This window comes from Flavobacterium sp. IB48, assembly GCF_016405855.1.
GTDB lineage: Bacteria > Bacteroidota > Bacteroidia > Flavobacteriales > Flavobacteriaceae > Flavobacterium > Flavobacterium ginsengisoli.
The window spans coordinates 91667-110671 of sequence record NZ_JAEFCA010000010.1 but is presented as its reverse complement, the minus strand read 5'-3'; the positions used below and the strand labels follow the sequence as shown (position 1 = coordinate 110671).

General features: G+C 32.4%; 18 protein-coding genes. 9 read left to right on the top strand and 9 right to left on the bottom strand.

Features of this window, described 5'->3' with window-relative positions; all coding sequences use genetic code 11:
* Positions 1–66: 66 nt before the first annotated feature.
* The 3 genes from JC605_RS21920 to JC605_RS21910 all read right to left on the bottom strand — a co-directional run bounded on the left by JC605_RS21920 (position 67) and on the right by JC605_RS21910 (position 2546).
* Entirely contained in the window at positions 67–600 is a 534-nt protein-coding gene (locus JC605_RS21920; protein WP_198858220.1) for an ATP-binding protein, read from the bottom strand.
* Between the two features lie 451 nt (positions 601–1051).
* Positions 1052–1618 carry a hypothetical protein gene (locus JC605_RS21915; protein ID WP_198858219.1) on the bottom strand — a complete coding sequence of 189 codons (567 nt, stop codon included), beginning with the start codon at positions 1616–1618 and terminating at the stop codon, positions 1052–1054.
* Between the two features lie 16 nt (positions 1619–1634).
* Positions 1635–2546, bottom strand: coding sequence for a S9 family peptidase (locus tag JC605_RS21910; protein ID WP_198858218.1), 912 nt, complete (start codon positions 2544–2546; stop codon positions 1635–1637).
* Between the two features lie 398 nt (positions 2547–2944).
* On the opposite strand from JC605_RS21910, the gene JC605_RS21905 reads away from it, so the two are divergent.
* The 4 genes from JC605_RS21905 to JC605_RS21890 all read left to right on the top strand — a co-directional run bounded on the left by JC605_RS21905 (position 2945) and on the right by JC605_RS21890 (position 6481).
* Positions 2945–3241, top strand: coding sequence for a DUF493 family protein (locus JC605_RS21905; protein ID WP_111285800.1), 297 nt, complete (start codon positions 2945–2947; stop codon positions 3239–3241).
* 4 nt (positions 3242–3245) lie between these two features.
* Positions 3246–3968 carry a DUF4290 domain-containing protein gene (locus tag JC605_RS21900; RefSeq protein ID WP_198858217.1) on the top strand — a complete coding sequence of 241 codons (723 nt, stop codon included), beginning with the start codon at positions 3246–3248 and terminating at the stop codon, positions 3966–3968.
* A gap of 188 nt (positions 3969–4156) precedes the next feature.
* Positions 4157–5470 (top strand): UDP-N-acetylglucosamine 1-carboxyvinyltransferase, encoded by a 1314-nt coding sequence (murA, locus tag JC605_RS21895; RefSeq protein WP_144338813.1) that lies wholly within the window; start codon positions 4157–4159, stop codon positions 5468–5470.
* A gap of 135 nt (positions 5471–5605) precedes the next feature.
* Positions 5606–6481, top strand: coding sequence for a cation diffusion facilitator family transporter (locus tag JC605_RS21890; protein WP_198858216.1), 876 nt, complete (start codon positions 5606–5608; stop codon positions 6479–6481).
* Positions 6482–6727: 246 nt separating this feature from the next.
* On the opposite strand, the gene JC605_RS21885 is transcribed toward JC605_RS21890, so the two are convergent.
* From JC605_RS21885 to JC605_RS21875, 3 genes are all read right to left on the bottom strand, one after another.
* Positions 6728–9217, bottom strand: a complete 2490-nt coding sequence (locus JC605_RS21885; RefSeq protein ID WP_198858215.1) for a DUF5686 and carboxypeptidase regulatory-like domain-containing protein — start codon at positions 9215–9217, stop codon at positions 6728–6730.
* 158 nt (positions 9218–9375) lie between these two features.
* Entirely contained in the window at positions 9376–9789 is a 414-nt protein-coding gene (gene aroQ, locus JC605_RS21880) for a type II 3-dehydroquinate dehydratase (protein WP_198858214.1), read from the bottom strand.
* 136 nt (positions 9790–9925) lie between these two features.
* Positions 9926–10486: a porin family protein gene (locus JC605_RS21875; protein WP_198858213.1), complete on the bottom strand. Its 561-nt coding sequence runs from the start codon at positions 10484–10486 to the stop codon at positions 9926–9928.
* Positions 10487–10775: 289 nt separating this feature from the next.
* On the opposite strand from JC605_RS21875, the gene JC605_RS21870 reads away from it, so the two are divergent.
* The 4 genes from JC605_RS21870 to JC605_RS21855 all read left to right on the top strand — a co-directional run bounded on the left by JC605_RS21870 (position 10776) and on the right by JC605_RS21855 (position 14702).
* Positions 10776–11291 (top strand): hypothetical protein, encoded by a 516-nt coding sequence (locus tag JC605_RS21870; RefSeq protein WP_198858212.1) that lies wholly within the window; start codon positions 10776–10778, stop codon positions 11289–11291.
* Positions 11292–11481: 190 nt separating this feature from the next.
* The gene (locus tag JC605_RS21865) at positions 11482–12060 is read left to right on the top strand and encodes a porin family protein (RefSeq protein ID WP_198858211.1); all 579 of its coding nucleotides are present in this window, start codon (positions 11482–11484) and stop codon (positions 12058–12060) included.
* 78 nt (positions 12061–12138) lie between these two features.
* Positions 12139–13035 carry a site-specific tyrosine recombinase XerD gene (gene xerD, locus JC605_RS21860; protein ID WP_198858210.1) on the top strand — a complete coding sequence of 299 codons (897 nt, stop codon included), beginning with the start codon at positions 12139–12141 and terminating at the stop codon, positions 13033–13035.
* Between the two features lie 218 nt (positions 13036–13253).
* Positions 13254–14702 (top strand): PAS domain-containing protein, encoded by a 1449-nt coding sequence (locus tag JC605_RS21855; RefSeq protein ID WP_233074203.1) that lies wholly within the window; start codon positions 13254–13256, stop codon positions 14700–14702.
* Positions 14703–14772: 70 nt separating this feature from the next.
* On the opposite strand, the gene rny is transcribed toward JC605_RS21855, so the two are convergent.
* The 3 genes from rny to JC605_RS21840 form a co-directional block, all read right to left on the bottom strand.
* A complete protein-coding gene (rny, locus tag JC605_RS21850; protein ID WP_198858208.1) occupies positions 14773–16332 on the bottom strand; it encodes a ribonuclease Y in 1560 nt (519 codons plus the stop codon).
* A gap of 209 nt (positions 16333–16541) precedes the next feature.
* Complete coding sequence (locus JC605_RS21845) at positions 16542–16835, bottom strand: cell division protein ZapA (protein ID WP_198858207.1); 294 nt, start codon at positions 16833–16835, stop codon at positions 16542–16544.
* A gap of 4 nt (positions 16836–16839) precedes the next feature.
* The gene (locus tag JC605_RS21840) at positions 16840–17130 is read right to left on the bottom strand and encodes a hypothetical protein (RefSeq protein WP_198858206.1); all 291 of its coding nucleotides are present in this window, start codon (positions 17128–17130) and stop codon (positions 16840–16842) included.
* A 180-nt stretch (positions 17131–17310) separates the two neighbouring features.
* Between JC605_RS21840 and JC605_RS21835 the strand changes: the two genes are divergently transcribed.
* Positions 17311–18993, top strand: coding sequence for a M23 family metallopeptidase (locus JC605_RS21835; RefSeq protein ID WP_198858205.1), 1683 nt, complete (start codon positions 17311–17313; stop codon positions 18991–18993).
* Positions 18994–19005: the final 12 nt, after the last annotated feature.

Sequence of the window (19005 nt, the reverse complement as noted above, 5' to 3'; positions counted from 1 at the left end):
TGCTTTAGTTTTAAAGTTAAAAATTTAGAAAAACAGTTTCTAGTTTTACAACTTTAAACCATACCGCTAAATTTTGTCTAAGATATAAAGAATTCTGTTTTCAACCGTATCTTTAGGAACTTCAATCAGTTCGTAACCGTATTTTTTATAGGTTTCAATAAGATGATCTTGAATTTTTACTGCCTGATCAAAATTTTCATAACGTTCAGAATCACTTTGGTAAATCTCTTCCCAAGGCGGTAAAATAAAGGTTTTAGAATATTTGAAATCTTCGCAAGCTTTTGTAAAGTGCTCCGGATATTCATCGCCAATATAATCCATATAAGCTACAACATCTGGAATTCCTCTATCAATAAAAACTACATTATCAGGTTCTTCAAGAGCATTTTTATATTGTTCAATACGACCTTCCAATAACATTTCGCTAAACAAAAGAGGTTGTTCTAGAAACAACTGTTCAATGCCTTGTTCTTGCGCTTTCATGGTAACCTGTCTAGAGATTTCAGGATAGCAGCAAAAGCCACGAGCTACCAATTCGTTAATAAGTGTTGATTTTCCAGTACCAGGTCCGCCAAGCAAGACTATAATTTCTTTTTGCACTATTCTAAAAATAAAGCGCAAATTTACCTAAACTTATTTATAATTAAAAAGAATATTTGCTTGAAGCGAAAGATTTAGCATTTTTAGCAGTCATGGGTTCCTGCTGTCCGCTGCAATCTTTTGCTTTTTAAAGGAAAAAGCAAAAGGATTTCCGCTTCCATCAGGGCTAAAAAGGAGAGATGGTTTTGTTTTTGGAATTATTTTGTATTTTTTTCTCCTGCAAGGTTTTCAAAACCTTGTAGGTATTATTTTTTCTCTTTTCACCTAATTAATAATTCGTATTTAGAAACCTACAAGGTTTTGAAAACCTTGCAGGAAACCAAACTCTAAATGTAATATTTTGCTCCAGCGGAGCAAATTTTATTTGAATTGCCGTTGGTTTTAACTAACGGATTTAAATGGTTTTAAAATCTTGGCTTTAGCCAAATATCTGTAGCTATTTCTTTTTTTATTATTTTGAGATGTCTTCTAATAAATTTCCATCAAAATCAAGAATGTATCTGTTCGATTCAAAATCTACTAAAAGTATAACATTATCTTTAATAATAAGTTCTTCACTGCCTTCAGAATTTACCCAAATATCTCTTCCTCCAAAACGCCAAATAATCTCTCCATTTTTTGTTATTCTGAAAATTTCTAATTCTCCATGAATAAGAAAATCTTCTTCAAGTTTGTAAAAGCAAAAGTTAGTGAATTGATCAAACTCTTTTTGCCATATAATTTCTAATGAAGGAATTTTTAAACAGTAAATTTTATTGGAGACTCGAATCCATATTTTATCATTTTCAATGATGTATGAGTTTTCATATATTCCTGTTGCGCCCTCAGTTTCACAAATTATTGCATTTGAAATCTCGATTCCATGTTCTTTAATAATGACAGCGTGCTTACTACTACAGTGAAATTCACTTTCTTCATAATAAACTTTTTGATATTGACGTAAATTATTGCTTGAATTCAAAATGTAATTTTTATCATCAATAACTTCAATTTCAAAATTTTTATAATCAACTTTCATTGTTTTACTTTAAGAATTATTCACAAAATGAATACTTCCCAGAATTTTTGCCATTTTTAGAAGGAACAATCAAATGCGATTGGAATTTTTTACCATTCAAAACATCATTCACAAAATCCAAAACATACTGCTGTCCTTCATGAAAAAGATAACCCGAGAATTCATGTCCGCCACCGCAGAAAGTAATCAGTTCGATGTCCTTATGTAAATCGTTCATTTGATTGTAGACTGCATAAGAGCCAAAAAGAATCAGCCAGCCAGAAGCATTTGTCGGGCAAGAACGATGTGAACCTGCAGCGTACGGAACTGTATCATCATTGCTTCCATGAGCCAACAACATCGGAATTGCTTTTTCTTTTGTAATCAGATTAATATCCTGAATCGCTCCTGAGCCTCCAATGAAACCTTTGTATTTAAAGTTTTCTGGGAGATTTTTTTTGTATAAATTCATTAATTTATAATCCCAAAACGAAGCATGGAAACCAATTTCGGCTCCCGCACTAATTCCAGAAATGAAGATTTTTGAAGTGTCAAGATTATATTTATCTGCATTTTCAATTAAGAAAGCCGTTGCTTGCCACATATCGCTCACGCCAATTTGTATTGCTTTTATTTTTTCGGTTAAAGTTCCTTTACAGCCAAAATCTTTTCCTTTCATGTATAGGCTGTACGAAATGCTTGCAACTGCATAACCATTTTTAGCCATGAATAAACCAAAATCTTTTTCGCTTGTACGCTCTCCGCCAGAAAATCCGCCACCGAAAGCGAACATAATCAACGGGATTTTTTCACCAGCTTTTTTCTTTGGCAGATATAAATCTAAATCAAGTTTTAAAGTGTCGTTTTGGAAATAAGTCAGTGTTTTGACTTCTTGTGCTTGAATCGAATTTAAGGTAAGAACGATAAAAAGTAAAAGGAGTTTTTTCATTGTAATGTGTTTTTAATCTCGCAAAGTCACAGAGACGTAAAGTTTTTCCACAATATTGTCATTTCGACGAAGGAGAAATCTCCACGAGAAGCTCGACAAAGGTTGGCGAAATACCGTGAGGAGTTACTTACGGAGATTTCTCCTTCGTCGAAATGACAAACAGTACGTTGTATGAGTCCTTCTAGTAAACTTTTTGAGAAATATTTTAAGGATTATTTTCTCAAATATAAGCGTAAATTTTACAAAGAAATAATCTTCGATTGCTTTTTTCTCTGCACCTTTGCGCCTTTGTAACTTTGTCCCTTTAAAACAAAGTTTTAAGTACAGAAAAAATCTAAAATCGAAACTCAAAAATCTAAATTCAAAAACCGTATATTTGCGTTTATTTTTAATTACGAATGGAGAACGATAAAGAAAAAAACACCGCCGAATTTTACGAAAGATTAAAAGTAGAACTTGATAACGCAAACACTTGGCCAGCAGAATATTTGTATAAGTTTATTGTGCCTTCTGTAGGTGATAATGTAGAGCGTGTTGAAAAAGCTTTTGATAGAATGGGAGCGGTTATTAAAACAACAAAATCTAAAACAGGTAAATTTACCAGTGTTTCTGTAGATGTTACGATGCACAGCTCAGACGATGTGATTAGTAAATACAAAGAAGTTTCTACAATAGAAGGTATAGTTTCATTATAAACTTATGATCGAAAAATATAAAAGAGAAGCCGCAAGTGACGTTGTGTATAATTTGGAATACAATTCTGAAAGACAACGTTTAATTATCCCAGAATATGGGCGTCATTTACAAAAATTGATCGATCAGGCAACTGCAATCGAAGATGATGAAACGCGCAATAAAGCCGCGAAATATATCATTCAGGTTATGGGAAGCCTAAATCCGCATTTGCGTGACGTACCAGATTTTCAGCATAAACTTTGGGATCAGCTTTTTATTATGTCTGATTTCAAACTGAATGTAGAATCGCCATACCCAATTCCGTCTCGCGATGTATTGCAGTTAAAACCTGAAACTTTGCAATATCCGCAGAACTTTCCAAAATATAGATTTTATGGCAATAACATCAAATATATGATTGAAGTTGCTAATAAATGGGAAGAAGGCGAAATGAAAAATGCGCTGATAATGGTAATTGCCAATCACATGAAAAAGTCGTTTTTAAGCTGGAACAAAGACACAGTAAAAGATGATGTGATTTTTGAGCATTTATATGAATTATCTGGCGGTAAAATTAATTTACTACACAGTACAGAAGAATTGTTGAATACAACAGATTTAATGCGCACTAATAAACGCATGTCTAATAAAACAGCTTCTGGAACACAGCCAAAAACGCAGAATAACAAAAACAATAACAAAGGCGGTCAAAAAAAGACATTTCAAAAAAACAATAATCAAAAGTAAGAAAAAGCGACTAAGAGGCTAAGCTCCTAAGTTGCTAAGTTTTTTTTACTTAGATGCTTAAAAAATAAACAAAAACAAAAATAAAAAAAAGCTGCTAAGCTGCTAAGCTACTAAGTTGCTGAGTTTTTTTACTTAGAATCTTAGAATCTCAGAATCTTAGAAACTTTGAAAGAACCTAAACAAGATCTATGGGAATTTTTAAAATCGAAGGAGGAACTCCTTTAAAAGGAGAAATCACTCCGCAAGGAGCAAAGAATGAGGCATTACAAATTTTATGTGCCGTGCTTCTAACAGGAGAGAAAGTAAAAATTAATAACATTCCTGATATTATAGACATCAATAAATTAATCACTTTGTTGGGGAATTTAGGGGTGAAAATTCAACGTAACGAACCAGGTTCAATTACTTTTCAAGCTGATGAAGTTAATGTTGGATATTTAGAAACTGAAGCTTTCAAGAAAGAAGGAGGAGCGCTTCGTGGTTCTATTATGATTGTTGGCCCTCTTTTGGCTCGTTTCGGAAAAGGATATATTCCAAAACCAGGTGGAGATAAAATCGGTCGCCGTAGATTAGATACTCACTTTGAAGGTTTTATTAATCTTGGAGCAAAATTTAGATATAACAGAGAAGATCATTTTTATGGAGTAGAAACTCCAAAAGAAGGTCTTAAAGGAACAGATATGCTTTTGGATGAAGCATCTGTAACTGGAACTGCAAATATTGTAATGGCTGCAGTTTTAGCAAAAGGAACAACTACAGTTTACAATGCAGCTTGCGAACCATACTTACAGCAATTGTGTAAAATGCTGAACTCTATGGGAGCTAAAATCACTGGAGTTGGATCTAACTTATTGACTATCGAAGGTGTTGAAAGTCTTGGAGGTTGTGAGCATAGAATTCTTCCAGATATGATCGAAATTGGTTCTTGGATTGGTCTTGCAGCTATGACAAAAAGCGAAATTACTATCAAAAATGTAAGTTGGGAAAACTTAGGTTTGATTCCAAATACTTTTAGAAAACTTGGAATTACAGTTGAAAAACGTAATGATGATATTTATATTCCTGCTCACAAAGACGGGTATGAAGTAAAAACCGATATTGACGGTTCTATCTTAACTATTGCCGATGCGCCATGGCCAGGATTTACGCCAGATTTATTAAGTATCGTTTTGGTTGTGGCAACTCAAGCAAAAGGAGATGTTTTAATTCACCAAAAAATGTTCGAAAGCCGTTTATTCTTCGTGGATAAATTGATCGATATGGGAGCAAAAATCATGTTATGTGATCCGCACAGAGCTGTGGTTATGGGACATAATTTCGAATCTCAATTAAAAGCAACTACAATGTCTTCTCCTGATATTCGTGCGGGAATCTCATTGTTGATTGCTGCGCTTTCTGCAAAAGGAACTAGTACAATTCAGAATATTGAACAAATCGATCGTGGATACGAGCGTATCGACGAGCGTTTGAGAGCAATTGGAGCTAAAATCGTGAGAGCTTAAAAGTTTATAGCCACGAATTACACGAATTGCACTAATTTTTATTTTGCGAATTTAATTTTTAAAAATTAGTAAAATAAAACACAAAGCTAATCTTCGTGTAATTTGTGTAATTCGTGGCTAAAAAAAATAGTCTAAATGACAAACGAACAAAAAGCTATAAAAGCTACTATTTTTAGTATAATAGGAAATACCTGCCTGGCCATTATAAAAGGTCTCGCAGGTTTTTTTGGCAATTCTTATGCCTTGATTGCCGATGCAATAGAATCAACGACAGATATATTTTCGTCTTTTTTGGTACTTTTTGGAATCAAATATTCGAATAAACCAGCAGATGAAAATCATCCTTATGGACACGGTCGTGCAGAACCTTTAATAACATTTTTAGTTGTTGGTTTCCTAATTACTTCAGCAACAATTATTGGATATGAAAGTATTGCCAATATTGGAAGTGATCATGATTTGCCAAAATCTTGGACGCTTTATGTTTTGGGAGCTATTATAATTTGGAAAGAGTATTCATTCCGTTTGGTTATGAAGCGAAGCAAGCAAACCAATAGTACCTCTCTTGCTGCTGATGCTTGGCATCATCGTAGTGATGCTATAACCTCTGTTGCAGCGTTTATCGGAATTTCGATTGCACTGATTATGGGAAAAGGTTATGAATCTGCAGATGATTGGGCAGCGCTTTTTGCAGCTTTTTTTATTCTCTATAATAGTTATAAAATCTTTAGACCTGCGCTTGGTGAAATTATGGACGAAAATCTTCATGAAGATTTAGTTGAAGAAATTCGTGTAAAAGCTTTATTGGTTCCAGGAATTCTTGGAACAGAAAAATGTTTTATTCGTAAAGCAGGAATGAAATACCACGTAGATCTTCACGCAATTGTTTCTGCAAAAATTTCAGTAAAAGAAGGACATGATTTAGCACACGAATTAAAAGACACTTTGAGAAAAGAAATCCCAGAACTTGGGCACGTTTTAATACATGTTGAGCCAGATGATTATTCTTAAGACACTAAGGTTCTGAGGTGCTAAGATTCTGAGCTTTTCCTTTGTTAAAGTTCTAAAGTTTGACAAAGTTTAATTTAAAATCCGCTTAATTTATGATCTGCTTGAAACCAGATTTTAAATTAAGCTTTTTTTTTAAGATTGAAAATCTTTGCTCGGTCTTCTCCTGAAGTCTGTAGATTGCTCAGCCTGATCAAGTATTAAAAGAAAAACTTAGAAGCTTAGCATCTAAGAATCTTAAAACCTTTTTTAATCTAACGCATTTAAAATCTTCAATCCAAATACAACGCCATTTTGTTGGATGCCACCTTGGTAAGAATGAATATAATCGATTCTGAATAATTTGAATTTTCCGAAACCTAAATTGTCTAAACCAATTGTAAATTCAGAATATGGTTTTTTGTCTGGAATTGCCAAAGCATGAAATCCGATATTCATAGTTGATTTTAAAAGATTCAATAACGGAATTTTATTCATAATAAAGCCCGTATCATTGTATTCGGTATGCATTTCAAAATAACTATCGTTTGTGCTATTAGAATAATATGGCATCATGTTGAAAACATTTAGATAGCGTTCACTTGTTCCAATATGAGTTTGGTTTCCGTTAAAATGTCTGTAATCAATAAACGAAATATTCTCAGCATTGAAGAATTTTCCTCCTCTAAAATTGGTTCCTAAAAGACCTTTATTACCAAGCGATAAATCATATTGAACGGAAGCTCCAATTCGTTCATATTCGTACTTTTTTTCGCTTGCCGCAAATGTTTTCTCGAATGCTAAATAAACCGTCGGATATCTATCGTCTTTAAAATTAAATCTTCCGTCAGGTCTTGAAATATATTTGTTTCCAAAATTGATCTTCGTCGTTAGAAGCGCTTTAAACAAATGATGCTGATCAAAAGCTGGAGTTGTAAAATCGTTTGGCGCTAACGGATTATTTGAGGAGTAAATATCATCTTTTTTAAAGAATGAATAGTCGGTTGTATTCAAAAGCGGTTTTCGCTGCTCGTAACCAATTTTTCCAGTAAGATTTATTCCATTAGCAATATCTTGTCCGTAATTAATTTCAGCAAATTCTAAGTTATAAAGCTTCATGTAGTTGTCTTTAAAAAATAGAGAGCTTATAGAATTAATAAATTTTGAAATTGGTTCGGCACTATTAAATTGAGCAGTTTTTGTTCCTCCAGAACCCCAAATTGTAGCATAATTAATAGTGTTGAATCGATGACTGAATTCTCCAATTGCGCGAAAACGTTCGTCAGAAAATCCATAATTAAAAGTAGTACTTATCGAAGTGCTTTTTCCTTCTTCTTCATTCCATTTTTTAAAAGAGAAGCCAGAATCCAAATTAAAACCTTGAACAGTATTGAAACTTAATGAAGAAATATTCAATAAGCCTTTATAATCAAAAGAATATTTCTTAAAAGTATTTTTATAATCGTAACCCATTAAAATATCCCAAACCTTGAATTTGTTGTTTTTTGCATCAATAGAATCGGTATATTTTTTTGATTTTCTAATAGTCTGTAAACTATCTTTTTTTGCATAATCACTGCTTTCTTCAATCGTTAACGGAATGGGACGAATTTCATTCCAGAAAGTATCATCTTTTTTATTGGCATTTAGATCAAAAGCTACGAGCTCGTTTCCAAAAGTTTTCTTTTCAAATGAGGCAGGAAATTCATAATTAGAATAAACATAATTGAAATTTCCAGAGAACTTTACGCCAAAAATTCCAGCATTAAAAGAAAGTGTCTGTGCATTTTTTGACCAGATTTTATTTTTGGTGTTGTAGCTGAAACTCTGTTTTAAAGTCATTATTTCTGTAAATTCATTTTTCATTCGATACCCTTTGATGTCTAAATCAATGGCATAAATGGCAAAACTATCATCTACAATATAAATGTATCCTTCAAAAACAGGTTCTTTATCTCGTTTCGGAATGACTTTGATTTTATAAATCTGCTGATTGTTGTCGTCGTAAAAAGTGCTTTCTAATTTGTATTTGTAATAATTGAAAGCATTGTCAGCGATAGGTGAGATGAGTTTTACATCAAAATCTAAAGTGTTGTCATAAAAGTCGTAATTTGACAATGCTGCTGTATTATAACTATAACCACGATTGTTTCCAGAAACTTTAGAAGCAATAATGTTTTCTTTAAACTTGTTTGGTTTTTCAAGGCTAACTTTAGATATCGTTTCAGATAAATATAAGATTCCAGTTCCCGTAGAATCTAAATTTGAAGCCATATCATCGCCAAGTTCTACTTTTTTGCCCAGTATTTTTTTGGGAAGATCTTTTACTTTAAACATTCCTTTTGAATAAAAATCGGCTGTATATCTTTCAGTTTTATCCGAGTTTTCTTTTTTATGAGCTATTGCATTTTTTATGATGGCATTTGCTGGATTGTTTTTAGGATCGATAATTACTTCATTTAAAGCAAAACTTTCTTCTTGGAGCTGAATGTCTAAAGTAACGGTTTTGCTTCCGGCAGCGACGGCTATTTTTTGAGTTTTGAATCCTAAATATTGAAAAGTAATTTTGTTTTTTCCAATTTCTTTTACATTAAGCTGATATTTTCCCTGCTCATTTGAAGTGGTTCCTGCATAAGTGTTTTCTTCAAAAACGGATACAAAAGGAAGCGGATTTCCTTTGTCATCTGTTATAGTTCCTTTAATTTGTGAAAAGGTGGTAATAGAAAAAAATAAGAAGGAAAATAAAGTAAAGTTTCTCATGTAGTATGGCTTGTCTTACAAAAATATAATAAGTTAAATCTGAGCTTATTAATAATTTGTTAAATTCTAAGACATTAGATGAGATAACATATCAAGTTGAACGAAGTTGAAATTCTTTAGTTTTTGGTAATTCCAACTTCGTGCAATAAAATTGTTTTTTATAGAAAGGATTGAATAGCCAATTCGTAACTTTTAAGTCCGAAACCTAAAATAACACCTTTTGCATTTCCAGATAAATAAGATTGGTGTCTGAAGCTTTCTCTAGCATAAGTATTAGAAATATGCACTTCGATTACAGGAGTTGTAACGGCTTTCATAGCATCTCCTAAACCAATAGAAGTATGTGTATAAGCACCTGCATTCAAAATGATTCCGTCAAAAGTAAAACCGCATTCTTGAATTTTTCCAATCAGTTCACCTTCAATATTACTTTGATAATAGGAAAGTTCAATATTTGGAAATTTTTGTTTCAACGTTTCAAAATAATCTTCGAAAGTTTGGCTTCCATAAACTTCAGGTTCTCTTTTTCCTAAAAGATTCAAATTTGGTCCGTTGATAATGCAGATTTTCATAAAGTAATTTGTTTTTTAATTAAGCGATGTGAATGCATTTTACATTTTTACAAATGACATTTCACATGTAAGTGTAAAAATAAAAAAAACCGCACTAATAAATAGGGCGGTTTTTGTAAAAGTATGTGATATATTTTTAGAACATGTATCCAGCTGAAAGTTGGAATACAGAGTTTTTAAAATCAGCTTCTTTTGAAATTTCTGTCAAACCAATACCATAACGAGCTTGAACGAAAAGACCTCCAACAACTTTTAATCCTAAACCTGCGTTAAGAGAAAAGTCAAATGTTTTTGGATCTGCAACATCAAATTCTTTTTTATTGCTAACAAGGAATGATGCCTGTGGACCAAGTTCTAAACTAAGAGATTTAGTCATATAGATTTTTGCCATTACTGGAATAGCAATATATCCCATTTCATTTTTAAATTCTGAAACAGCATTTTTATAAGTTGCTCCTTGAGTAGTATATAAAAGTTCTGGCTGAATTGAGAATTTTTCTAATAATTTAAGTTCTGCTACAAGACCTGCGTGGTAACTTGTAATTCCTTCTTTGTCAACAGAAATTCCATTAAAGTCAGAACCTCCAGTTTGATTAGCAAAGTTAACCCCTGCTTTTACCCCGATTTGTACAAATTGTGCGTTTACTGCCGCTGATGTTGCGATAAACATAACAGCTGCTAAAAATATTTTCTTCATAAAAAGGTTTTTAAAAATTGGTATTTTAAATGTTATTTATAGATCAAAACTACATATTTAGCATTTTATTGCATTATATTTTCGATTAAATAATTAATAAAATTCCCACCGAAAAGTAAATTTTAAGGTTTTAAAGCGGTTTATAATCTTTTACTAATCTGAAAATCAGCTCTTTTTTTGGTAATTTTTTTCTGTCTTATTTTAATACTTTTTAAGCTTGTTGTGGAGTTTATTTTGTAAGTGTAATCTTAGTTTTGCGAAGTATTAATCAAATAATATTTTAAAAATTATGAAAAAAATTGTTTTAGCTGCTATTGCAGTATTATCTTTTGGATGGGCTAATGCTCAAGAACAGACAGCAAAAGGAAAATGGTTAATTGAAGCTAATACAGCTTTCGGTGGTGCTGATGCAAATGTTGGCAATACTAGTTTTCATTTGTCATCTAGAGATGGAGAGACTGAATGGGGTTTAGGAGCTGAAGCTGGTTACTTTGTTGCCAATAATTTAGCTGTTAAAGCTGGTTTAGGTTATAATGACTTTGGTCATAGCTCAAATGCATTTTCTTATAAAGTGGGAGCGAAATATTATTTATTAAATAAATTTCCTCTTGAAGCTTCTTACACAGGAGCAAGTATTAAAGATGCTAATGAAAATCCTTCTTACTTAGGTTTACAAGGAGGATATGCTTGGTTTGTTGGAAAAAACATATCTATTGAACCAGGTCTTCGTTACAATATTACTTTAAATGAAGATTACGGAAAAGATGTTTTCCAATTAAACATCGGTTTTGCATTACACTTCTAATATTTAGTTAATAGTGTTTTTTAAGAGCCTTTCCAGAAATGGAAGGGCTTTTGCTTTTATTTTAGTTTGCTTAATCTAAAATTAACAAATAATGTAATAGTTACTATTTTATTTGTTAAATTCCTAATATAGATTTATGAAGAATATTTTTATATTTGGCTAATTAAATTTAACCCAAAACAAATTTAGAATGAAAAAAATTATTTTATCTGCCATTGCAATTATGGCTTTTACATTTGCAAATGCTCAGTCAACAAGATTTGGAGTAAAAGGAGGTCTTAATATCACAACTTTTGCTGGTGGAAATTATTGGGATGCTAGCTCTTTAGTAGGTTTTCAAGTTGGAGGTTTCGCTGAGATTAAAGTTATTGAAAGATTAGCTATTCAGCCAGAGGTTTTGTTTTCTACGCAAGGTGCTAAATTGAAATTTGCTGGTGATAAGTATGATACTAAATTAAATTATATTAACGTTCCTGTTTTAGCGAAGTTTTATATAACAAAACAATTTACTGCTGAGGCGGGTCCACAAATAGGATTTTTAGTTTCTGCGAAAAGTGATGGAGAAGATGTTAAAGATGGTTTCAAATCTGTTGATACAGGATTTAACTTTGGATTAGGATATAACTTTACAGATAATTTCTCAGTTGGTGCACGTTACACAGTAGGTTTGTCTAATATAGCAGATAACAATGCAGACACTTGGGATGAATATTATGATAGCCCAAAAAATAGTGTTTTTGCTATAACTGCAGCTTATAAATTTAATTAAGAAATTAAAAAATATTTGAAGAACCTTCCTTTTTTAAGGAAGGTTTTTTTATGCCAAAAAATCACTTACTTTGTAGATATGAATTGGAGTAGATATATAAAAGATTATCAATCATACTTAAGGATTGAGAGAGGTTTGTCTAAAAATACGATCGAAAACTACGGCTTTGATATTGAACGTTTATGTCTGTTTTTAGAAACCAATCAGATTGATGTTTCTCCAATAAAAATTTCCGACGAAACTTTACAGCAATTTATTTATTCGGTAGCCAAAGAAGTTAATCCGAGGTCGCAGGCAAGGATTATTTCTGGACTTAAAAGTTTTTTTAATTATCTGGTTTTTGAAGATTATAGAAACGATAATCCGTTAGAATTAATTGAAGCTCCAAAGACTGGCCGTAAGCTACCAGATACTTTATCACTTCAGGAAATTGATGCTTTGATTGAAACCATCGACTTAAGTACTAACGAGGGCGAACGAAATAGAGCGATGCTCGAAACTTTATATGGCTGTGGCTTACGTGTTTCTGAATTGATTTCGCTTAAAATTTCTGATCTCTTTTTTGATGAAGGATTTATTAAAATTACTGGAAAAGGAAATAAAGAAAGATTTGTTCCAATTGGACCTCTAACTCAAAAATATATTGATATATATAGAAATGCGATTCGTTGCAATCTCATTATAAAAAAAGGAGCCGAAGATACTTTATTCTTAAACAGAAGAGGAAATCAGTTAACACGTGCAATGGTTTTTACTATAATAAAAGATCTTGCAGAGAAAGTGGGGCTTAAAAAGAATATAAGTCCGCATACGTTAAGGCATTCTTTTGCTACACATTTGCTTGAGAATGGTGCAGACTTAAGATCTATTCAATTAATGTTGGGGCATGAGTCTATTACAACAACAGAAATCTATGTGCATTTGGATCGCAGTTTTCTAAAAGAAGTAATGCATAGTTTTCATCCTAGGAAATAATTTTTGTAGAATTGTGTTTTTTTGTTCTATAAATTTATATATTGTGTTAAAATTTTGTTTTTAACTGGAGTAAAATAAAGCATTGCAGTTTGTTTTTGCTTTTCCAAATAAGTTCTGAATATTTTATTTACATAAAAAAGTAGCATATGGTTTTTGATTTGTATGGAAATGACGATTGCTTGGAGGTAAATAATTTTTATAAAAAATTGTTGGCCGAAATGCCCGACCTGCTTTTTCAATTTAGTATTGATCCCGATAATAATTATACTTTTCCTCTCGTAAGTAAATCGGCAGATGAGATATTTGAACTTTCTGCCGCGGATTTTAATAATGATATAAAGTTTGTAATCTACGATCGAATTCTTCCGCAGGATCGTGAACTTTTTTTTCAGTCTTTGGTCAAAGCTAGGAAAGAAATAAAGCCATGGGAAATTGAGTTTAGAGCTGTGCTTCCAAAAAAAGGGATTCGATGGTTTAAAGTTACCTCTAAAACGGAATCTTCTATAAATGGAAATGTAATTTTCTATGGTCATGTTTCGGATATTACCGAAATAAAGGATAAAGAAGAAAAACTTAGAATTTCTGAAGAGCGTTTTCAATTTGCTTTAGATGCTTCTACAGTCGGAATTTGGGATTGGGATATGGTTACAAATAGTGTCTTTTACTCTTCTTTGTCTCTTAAAATTTTAGAATTAGAATCGACTGATATTTTTGATGATCCTGAGCGTTGGGATAAAATTGTACATCCTGATGATCTTCCCAAATATTACTCTGATATTCACGAACATTTTGATAATAAGATTCCGTTTTACGAAAATTATCATCGTGTAATGACTTCTAGTGGTAACTATAAGTGGATTTTAGATCGAGGAAAAGTAATTAAACGTGATGAAAACGGAAGGCCTTTGCGTGTAATTGGAACTCATACTGATGTTTCGGCTCAAAAAGAGAAAGAACTCGAACTTGTGAAAACAATGAAATTGTATAGTGATCAGAACAGTCGTTTGCTGAACTTCTCTCATATTGTTTCTCATAATTTAAATACGCAGGCTGGAAACATAAAATCAATTTTAGATTTTATAGATGCTGATGTGAATAAGCAAACTGTAGCCGAAATGCTGGAACATTTGAGAACCGTTTCAAACGATTTGAATGAAACGATTTCAAATCTTACTCAAATTGTAAAAACACAAAGTAATATTAATATTGCAGTTGTTCCGCTAAAACTTTGCGAGTATATCGAAAAGACGATATCGACTATTAAAGGTTATGATAAGCAGCGAAAAGTGACTATTGTGAATAACGTTCCAAAGTACCTCACGATTAATTTTAATCCGGCGTATATGGAAAGCGTTTTGCTCAATTTTACGACAAATGCAATTAAATATGCACATCCAGATCGAGATCCAGTAATTACTTTTGATTTTGCTATAGAGCCAGAAGGTTTTAAATCGCTTACAATTACAGATAACGGACTTGGAATCGATTTAAAAGTATATGGTGATTTAATGTTTGGAATGTATAAAACATTTCATAAGCATGAAGAAGCTCGCGGAATAGGATTGTATATTACGAGAAATCAAATTGAAGCCATGAAAGGAACGGTTGAAGTAGAAAGTGAAGTAGGAGTGGGGACCAGCTTTAAAATCATTTTTAATGATATGTAAAACTTGAAATAGAGATAAAAAACAAAAGGCTGTCATTGACAGCCTTTTGTTTTATTTATGATTCCTTAGATTATTTAGCAATATTTACAGCTCTAGTTTCTCTAATAACTGTAACTTTTACTTGTCCAGGATAAGTCATTTCTGTTTGAATTTTTTGCGAAATTTCGAAAGATAAGTTTGCAGCATTATCATCAGAAACTTTTTCGCTTTCTACAATTACACGAAGCTCTCTACCGGCTTGGATAGCGTAAGCATTTTTAACACCGCTAAATCCGTAAGCAACATCTTCAAGATCTTTCAAACGCTGAATGTAAGAATCTAGAACTTGGCGTCTTGCACCTGGTCTAGCTCCAGAAATAGCATCACAAACTTGAATAATTGGAGATAGTAAAGATTTCATTTCAATCTCATCGTGGTGAGCTCCAATGGCGTTGCAAACTTCTTCTTTTTCACCGTATTTCTCTGCCCATTGCATACCTAAAAGTGCGTGAGGTAAATCACTTTCTGTATCTGGCACTTTTCCGATATCGTGTAATAAACCAGCTCTTTTTGCAAGTTTTACATTTAGTCCTAATTCTGCTGCCATGATACCGCAAAGTTTAGAAACTTCTCTTGAGTGCTGTAATAAGTTTTGTCCGTAAGAAGAACGGTATTTCATTCTACCTACAACTTTAATTAATTCTGGGTGTAAACCATGAATTCCTAAGTCGATAACAGTACGTTTTCCAACTTCAATAATTTCGTCATCAATTTGTTTTGCTGTTTTAGCAACAACTTCTTCGATACGAGCTGGGTGAATACGTCCGTCAGTAACTAATTTGTGTAAAGACAAACGAGCAATTTCTCTACGAACAGGATCAAAACAAGAAAGAATGATAGCTTCTGGTGTATCGTCTACAATGATTTCAACTCCAGTTGCAGCTTCCAAAGCTCTAATGTTACGACCTTCACGACCAATAATTCTACCTTTTACATCATCAGATTCGATATTGAAAACAGAAACGCAATTTTCAACTGCTTCTTCTGTTCCAACTCTCTGAATAGTGTTGATGATTATTTTTTTAGCTTCTTGCTGTGCAGTCAATTTTGCCTCTTCAATAGTTTCTTGAATATGAGACATTGCTTTTGTTTTAGCTTCAGCTTTTAAACCTTCTACCAATTGCTCTTTTGCTTCTTCAGCAGAAAGACCAGAAATTACTTCTAATTGCTGTAATTGGCTTTTGTGAAGTTTGTCAACTTCAGCTTGTTTTTTATCTAAAACTTCAATTTTGTTATTGTATTCAGCTGTTTTAGATTCGTAATCTTCGTTTACTTTTTTAGCTTTAGAAAGTTCGTTAGAAACTTGAGATTCTTTATCGCGCACGCGTTTTTCTACTTCAGCAACTTTTTTATCACGTGCTAAAATAACTTGTTCGTGCTCAGATTTAAGTTCGATAAAACGCTCTTTTGCTTGAAGAATTTTATCTTTTTTGATATTTTCGGCCTCCAAATTAGCGTCTTTTAAGATAGAAGCTGCTTCTTTTTTAGCGTTTTTAATTAGGTTTGAAATATTACTTTTCTCGATAATTTTAGCTATCGCAAATCCTGCTGCAATACCTACAATACCAATAATGATCGTTATGATGTCCATGTTTGTTAGGGTTTATATATAAAAAAAGCCTACATTAATTGCTTGTATAAACTCGTAAAGACAAGTTTTGAGCTAACTCACTGTTCAAGTTTCCCAGCCAAATGGAGGGCATACTATAGTAGCGACGATTTGCTCATTCTAAATTGTTAGTGTTGAGTTTACCAATTGTGAACTAATGTAGGCAGTATCTTAGTTTCTGTAAAGAACGTTTATTTTTCGAGATATTGATCTAAAAGCGTATTTAATCTTTTAATTCTTTCGATAGTCTCTTCTCCATCGATTGTATTGTCAATCTGTTTTTGTTCTACTTGCGATGCAAATTGTAATGCACACATTGCTAGAACATCTTGTTTGTCACGAACCGCGTAATTTTCTTCGAATTGCTTGATCATGGCATCAATTTTTTTAGAAGCACTTCTAAGTCCTTCTTCTTGAGCGGGTTCAACCGTAAGTGGGTAAACGCGGTCGGCAATTGATATTTTAATTCTAAGCTTTCCGTCCATGTTATTAATCTGATAGTTGTGCTATACAGTAATCAATTTCGCGAATTAATGAATTTATTTTAAGCTTTGTCTCTCTCTTATTATTGTCGCTGCCAAGCAACGAATTGGCTATCTTAAGTGTTTCATTTTGCTTCTTCAAAGCTTCCATTTCCTCAGATTGTTTCTGGATAATTTGCGCAGCTTTGGCTAATTCTAATCGTAATACTTGATTGTTTTGCTCCAAGCCTTTTGATTTCTCAAAAAGCTTTTCAACTTTATATTCAAGAGTATCAATTATTTCTGCAATTACACTCATTATACATCCTATTCATTACTTAATCATACAAAGTTAATATTCCTTTTTATTAATGCAATTTTTTATCGATTTTTTTACATTAAAATAGATAAATATATGTAATTCAATTAATTGTGAAATTGTAAATCTTTTCCTGCTTTTATTGGCTTATTTTTATTTATCTTAGCAAAAATGTTGCTTATGAGATTCGCTGTACTTACCCTTTTGATTTGTAATTCTATATTTGCTCAAACGCAGTATCCTAAAGACTATTTTCGCCCTCCGCTAGATATTCCAATGCAACTTTCTGGTAATTTTGGAGAATTAAGACCAAATCACTTTCATGCTGGTTTTGATTTAAAAACCAATCAAAGAGAAGGATTAAGCGTGCACGCAATTGCGGATGGATATGTTTCGAGAATCAAAATTTCGACTTTCGGAAACGGAAAATGTATTTATATTACACATGCAAATGGTTATACTTCTGTTTACGGGCATTTGCAAACTCCAGTTGGGCCAATTTTAGATTATGTAAAAAAAACGCACTACAAAGAAAAAGCGTATGAAATCGAAATGTTTCCAAAACCTGACGAGCTTCCTGTGAAAAAGGGAGAAATAATAGGTCTTTCTGGAAATACTGGATCGTCTGAAGGTCCGCATCTTCATTTTGAAATAAGAGACACTAAAACGGAGTTTGTTATCAATCCAATTTTCTTTGGCTTTGACCAAAATATAAAAGATACCAAAAAACCTACTTTGTCAAGTTTGTATGTTTATCCGCTAGATAACGCAACGGTAAATCTTTCGAAACAGCCTTTGTTGGTTAATATGACGCTTCAAAAAGACGGAACTTATTTGGCTTCTAAAGTAAAAGCTAACGGAAAAATTGGTTTCGGAATCAATGCGGTGGACACTGATGATGTTTCGCATAATAAAAATGGAGTTTTTAATGTTTCGACTTTTTTAAACGGAAATCAGAATTATAATTATCAGTTTAATACCTATTCTTTTGATGAAATGCGTTATGTAAACGCTCTGATCGATTATCCTCGATATAAAAAATCAGGACAGCGTGTGCAGAAACTTTTTATGAAAACGCCTTTTGCTTTGAGTATTATCAAAACAGATTCTCTTCGAGGTATTGTAAAAGCAGAGCCTAATCTGGCTTCAAATTATAAAATTGAGGTTTCGGACTATTTTGGAAATATGAATTCGATTACTGTTCCAATCGAGTTTGATGCTGCGACACCGCTTGTAGAGGCTGAATCAGTTAACGGAAAATATTTCATTAAGTATAATAGAGATACTAATTTCGAAAAAGATAATATGTCGGTTTTCTTTCCTGCAGGGACATTTTACGATGATTTCAATATGAATTTTGATGTTAGGAATAATAAAATTTTCATTCATGACGATACAGTTCCTGTGCATTCCAATTTTACGATTACTATAAAAGACGACACTTATCCAGAATCTTTAAGAGATAAACTTTATATTGGTAAGGGAACAAGCTATAACGGAACAATTAGAAAAGGAGATGTTTTTACTGCTAAAGCAAAAATATTAGGGACATACGGCTTGGTTTTGGATACAATTGCGCCTGTCATAAAAATTGCAAAACCTATTGAAGGAAAGTGGATCAGCGATCAAAATAAAATTGATTTTACAATTAACGATGCATTGTCTGGAATAAAATCTTATAACGGCTATTTAAACGGAAGTTGGGTTTTGTTTGAATACGAAAATAAAGCAAGAAGAATAACTCATACTTTTGATGATCAATATTTGGCAGAAGGAGAAAACGTTTTAAAAATTGAGGTAGTTGATAATGTAGGAAATACTGCTATCTTTGAAACACGTTTTTTTAGAAGTCAAAAAAAATAAAACCCAAAATCT

Excerpts from the sequence above, each read along its gene's own strand:
- JC605_RS21915 (WP_198858219.1), bottom strand. The coding sequence starts at position 1,618 with ATGAAAGTTGATTATAAAAATTTTGAAATTGAAGTTATTGATGATAAA.
- JC605_RS21910 (WP_198858218.1), bottom strand. The coding sequence starts at position 2,546 with ATGAAAAAACTCCTTTTACTTTTTATCGTTCTTACCTTAAATTCGATT.
- JC605_RS21905 (WP_111285800.1), top strand. The coding sequence starts at position 2,945 with ATGGAGAACGATAAAGAAAAAAACACCGCCGAATTTTACGAAAGATTA.
- JC605_RS21900 (WP_198858217.1), top strand. The coding sequence starts at position 3,246 with ATGATCGAAAAATATAAAAGAGAAGCCGCAAGTGACGTTGTGTATAAT.
- murA (WP_144338813.1), top strand. The coding sequence starts at position 4,157 with ATGGGAATTTTTAAAATCGAAGGAGGAACTCCTTTAAAAGGAGAAATC.
- JC605_RS21890 (WP_198858216.1), top strand. The coding sequence starts at position 5,606 with ATGACAAACGAACAAAAAGCTATAAAAGCTACTATTTTTAGTATAATA.
- JC605_RS21885 (WP_198858215.1), bottom strand. The coding sequence starts at position 9,217 with ATGAGAAACTTTACTTTATTTTCCTTCTTATTTTTTTCTATTACCACC.
- aroQ (WP_198858214.1), bottom strand. The coding sequence starts at position 9,789 with ATGAAAATCTGCATTATCAACGGACCAAATTTGAATCTTTTAGGAAAA.
- JC605_RS21875 (WP_198858213.1), bottom strand. The coding sequence starts at position 10,486 with ATGAAGAAAATATTTTTAGCAGCTGTTATGTTTATCGCAACATCAGCG.
- JC605_RS21870 (WP_198858212.1), top strand. The coding sequence starts at position 10,776 with ATGAAAAAAATTGTTTTAGCTGCTATTGCAGTATTATCTTTTGGATGG.
- JC605_RS21865 (WP_198858211.1), top strand. The coding sequence starts at position 11,482 with ATGAAAAAAATTATTTTATCTGCCATTGCAATTATGGCTTTTACATTT.
- xerD (WP_198858210.1), top strand. The coding sequence starts at position 12,139 with ATGAATTGGAGTAGATATATAAAAGATTATCAATCATACTTAAGGATT.
- JC605_RS21855 (WP_233074203.1), top strand. The coding sequence starts at position 13,254 with ATGCCCGACCTGCTTTTTCAATTTAGTATTGATCCCGATAATAATTAT.
- rny (WP_198858208.1), bottom strand. The coding sequence starts at position 16,332 with ATGGACATCATAACGATCATTATTGGTATTGTAGGTATTGCAGCAGGA.
- JC605_RS21845 (WP_198858207.1), bottom strand. The coding sequence starts at position 16,835 with ATGGACGGAAAGCTTAGAATTAAAATATCAATTGCCGACCGCGTTTAC.
- JC605_RS21840 (WP_198858206.1), bottom strand. The coding sequence starts at position 17,130 with ATGAGTGTAATTGCAGAAATAATTGATACTCTTGAATATAAAGTTGAA.
- JC605_RS21835 (WP_198858205.1), top strand. The coding sequence starts at position 17,311 with ATGAGATTCGCTGTACTTACCCTTTTGATTTGTAATTCTATATTTGCT.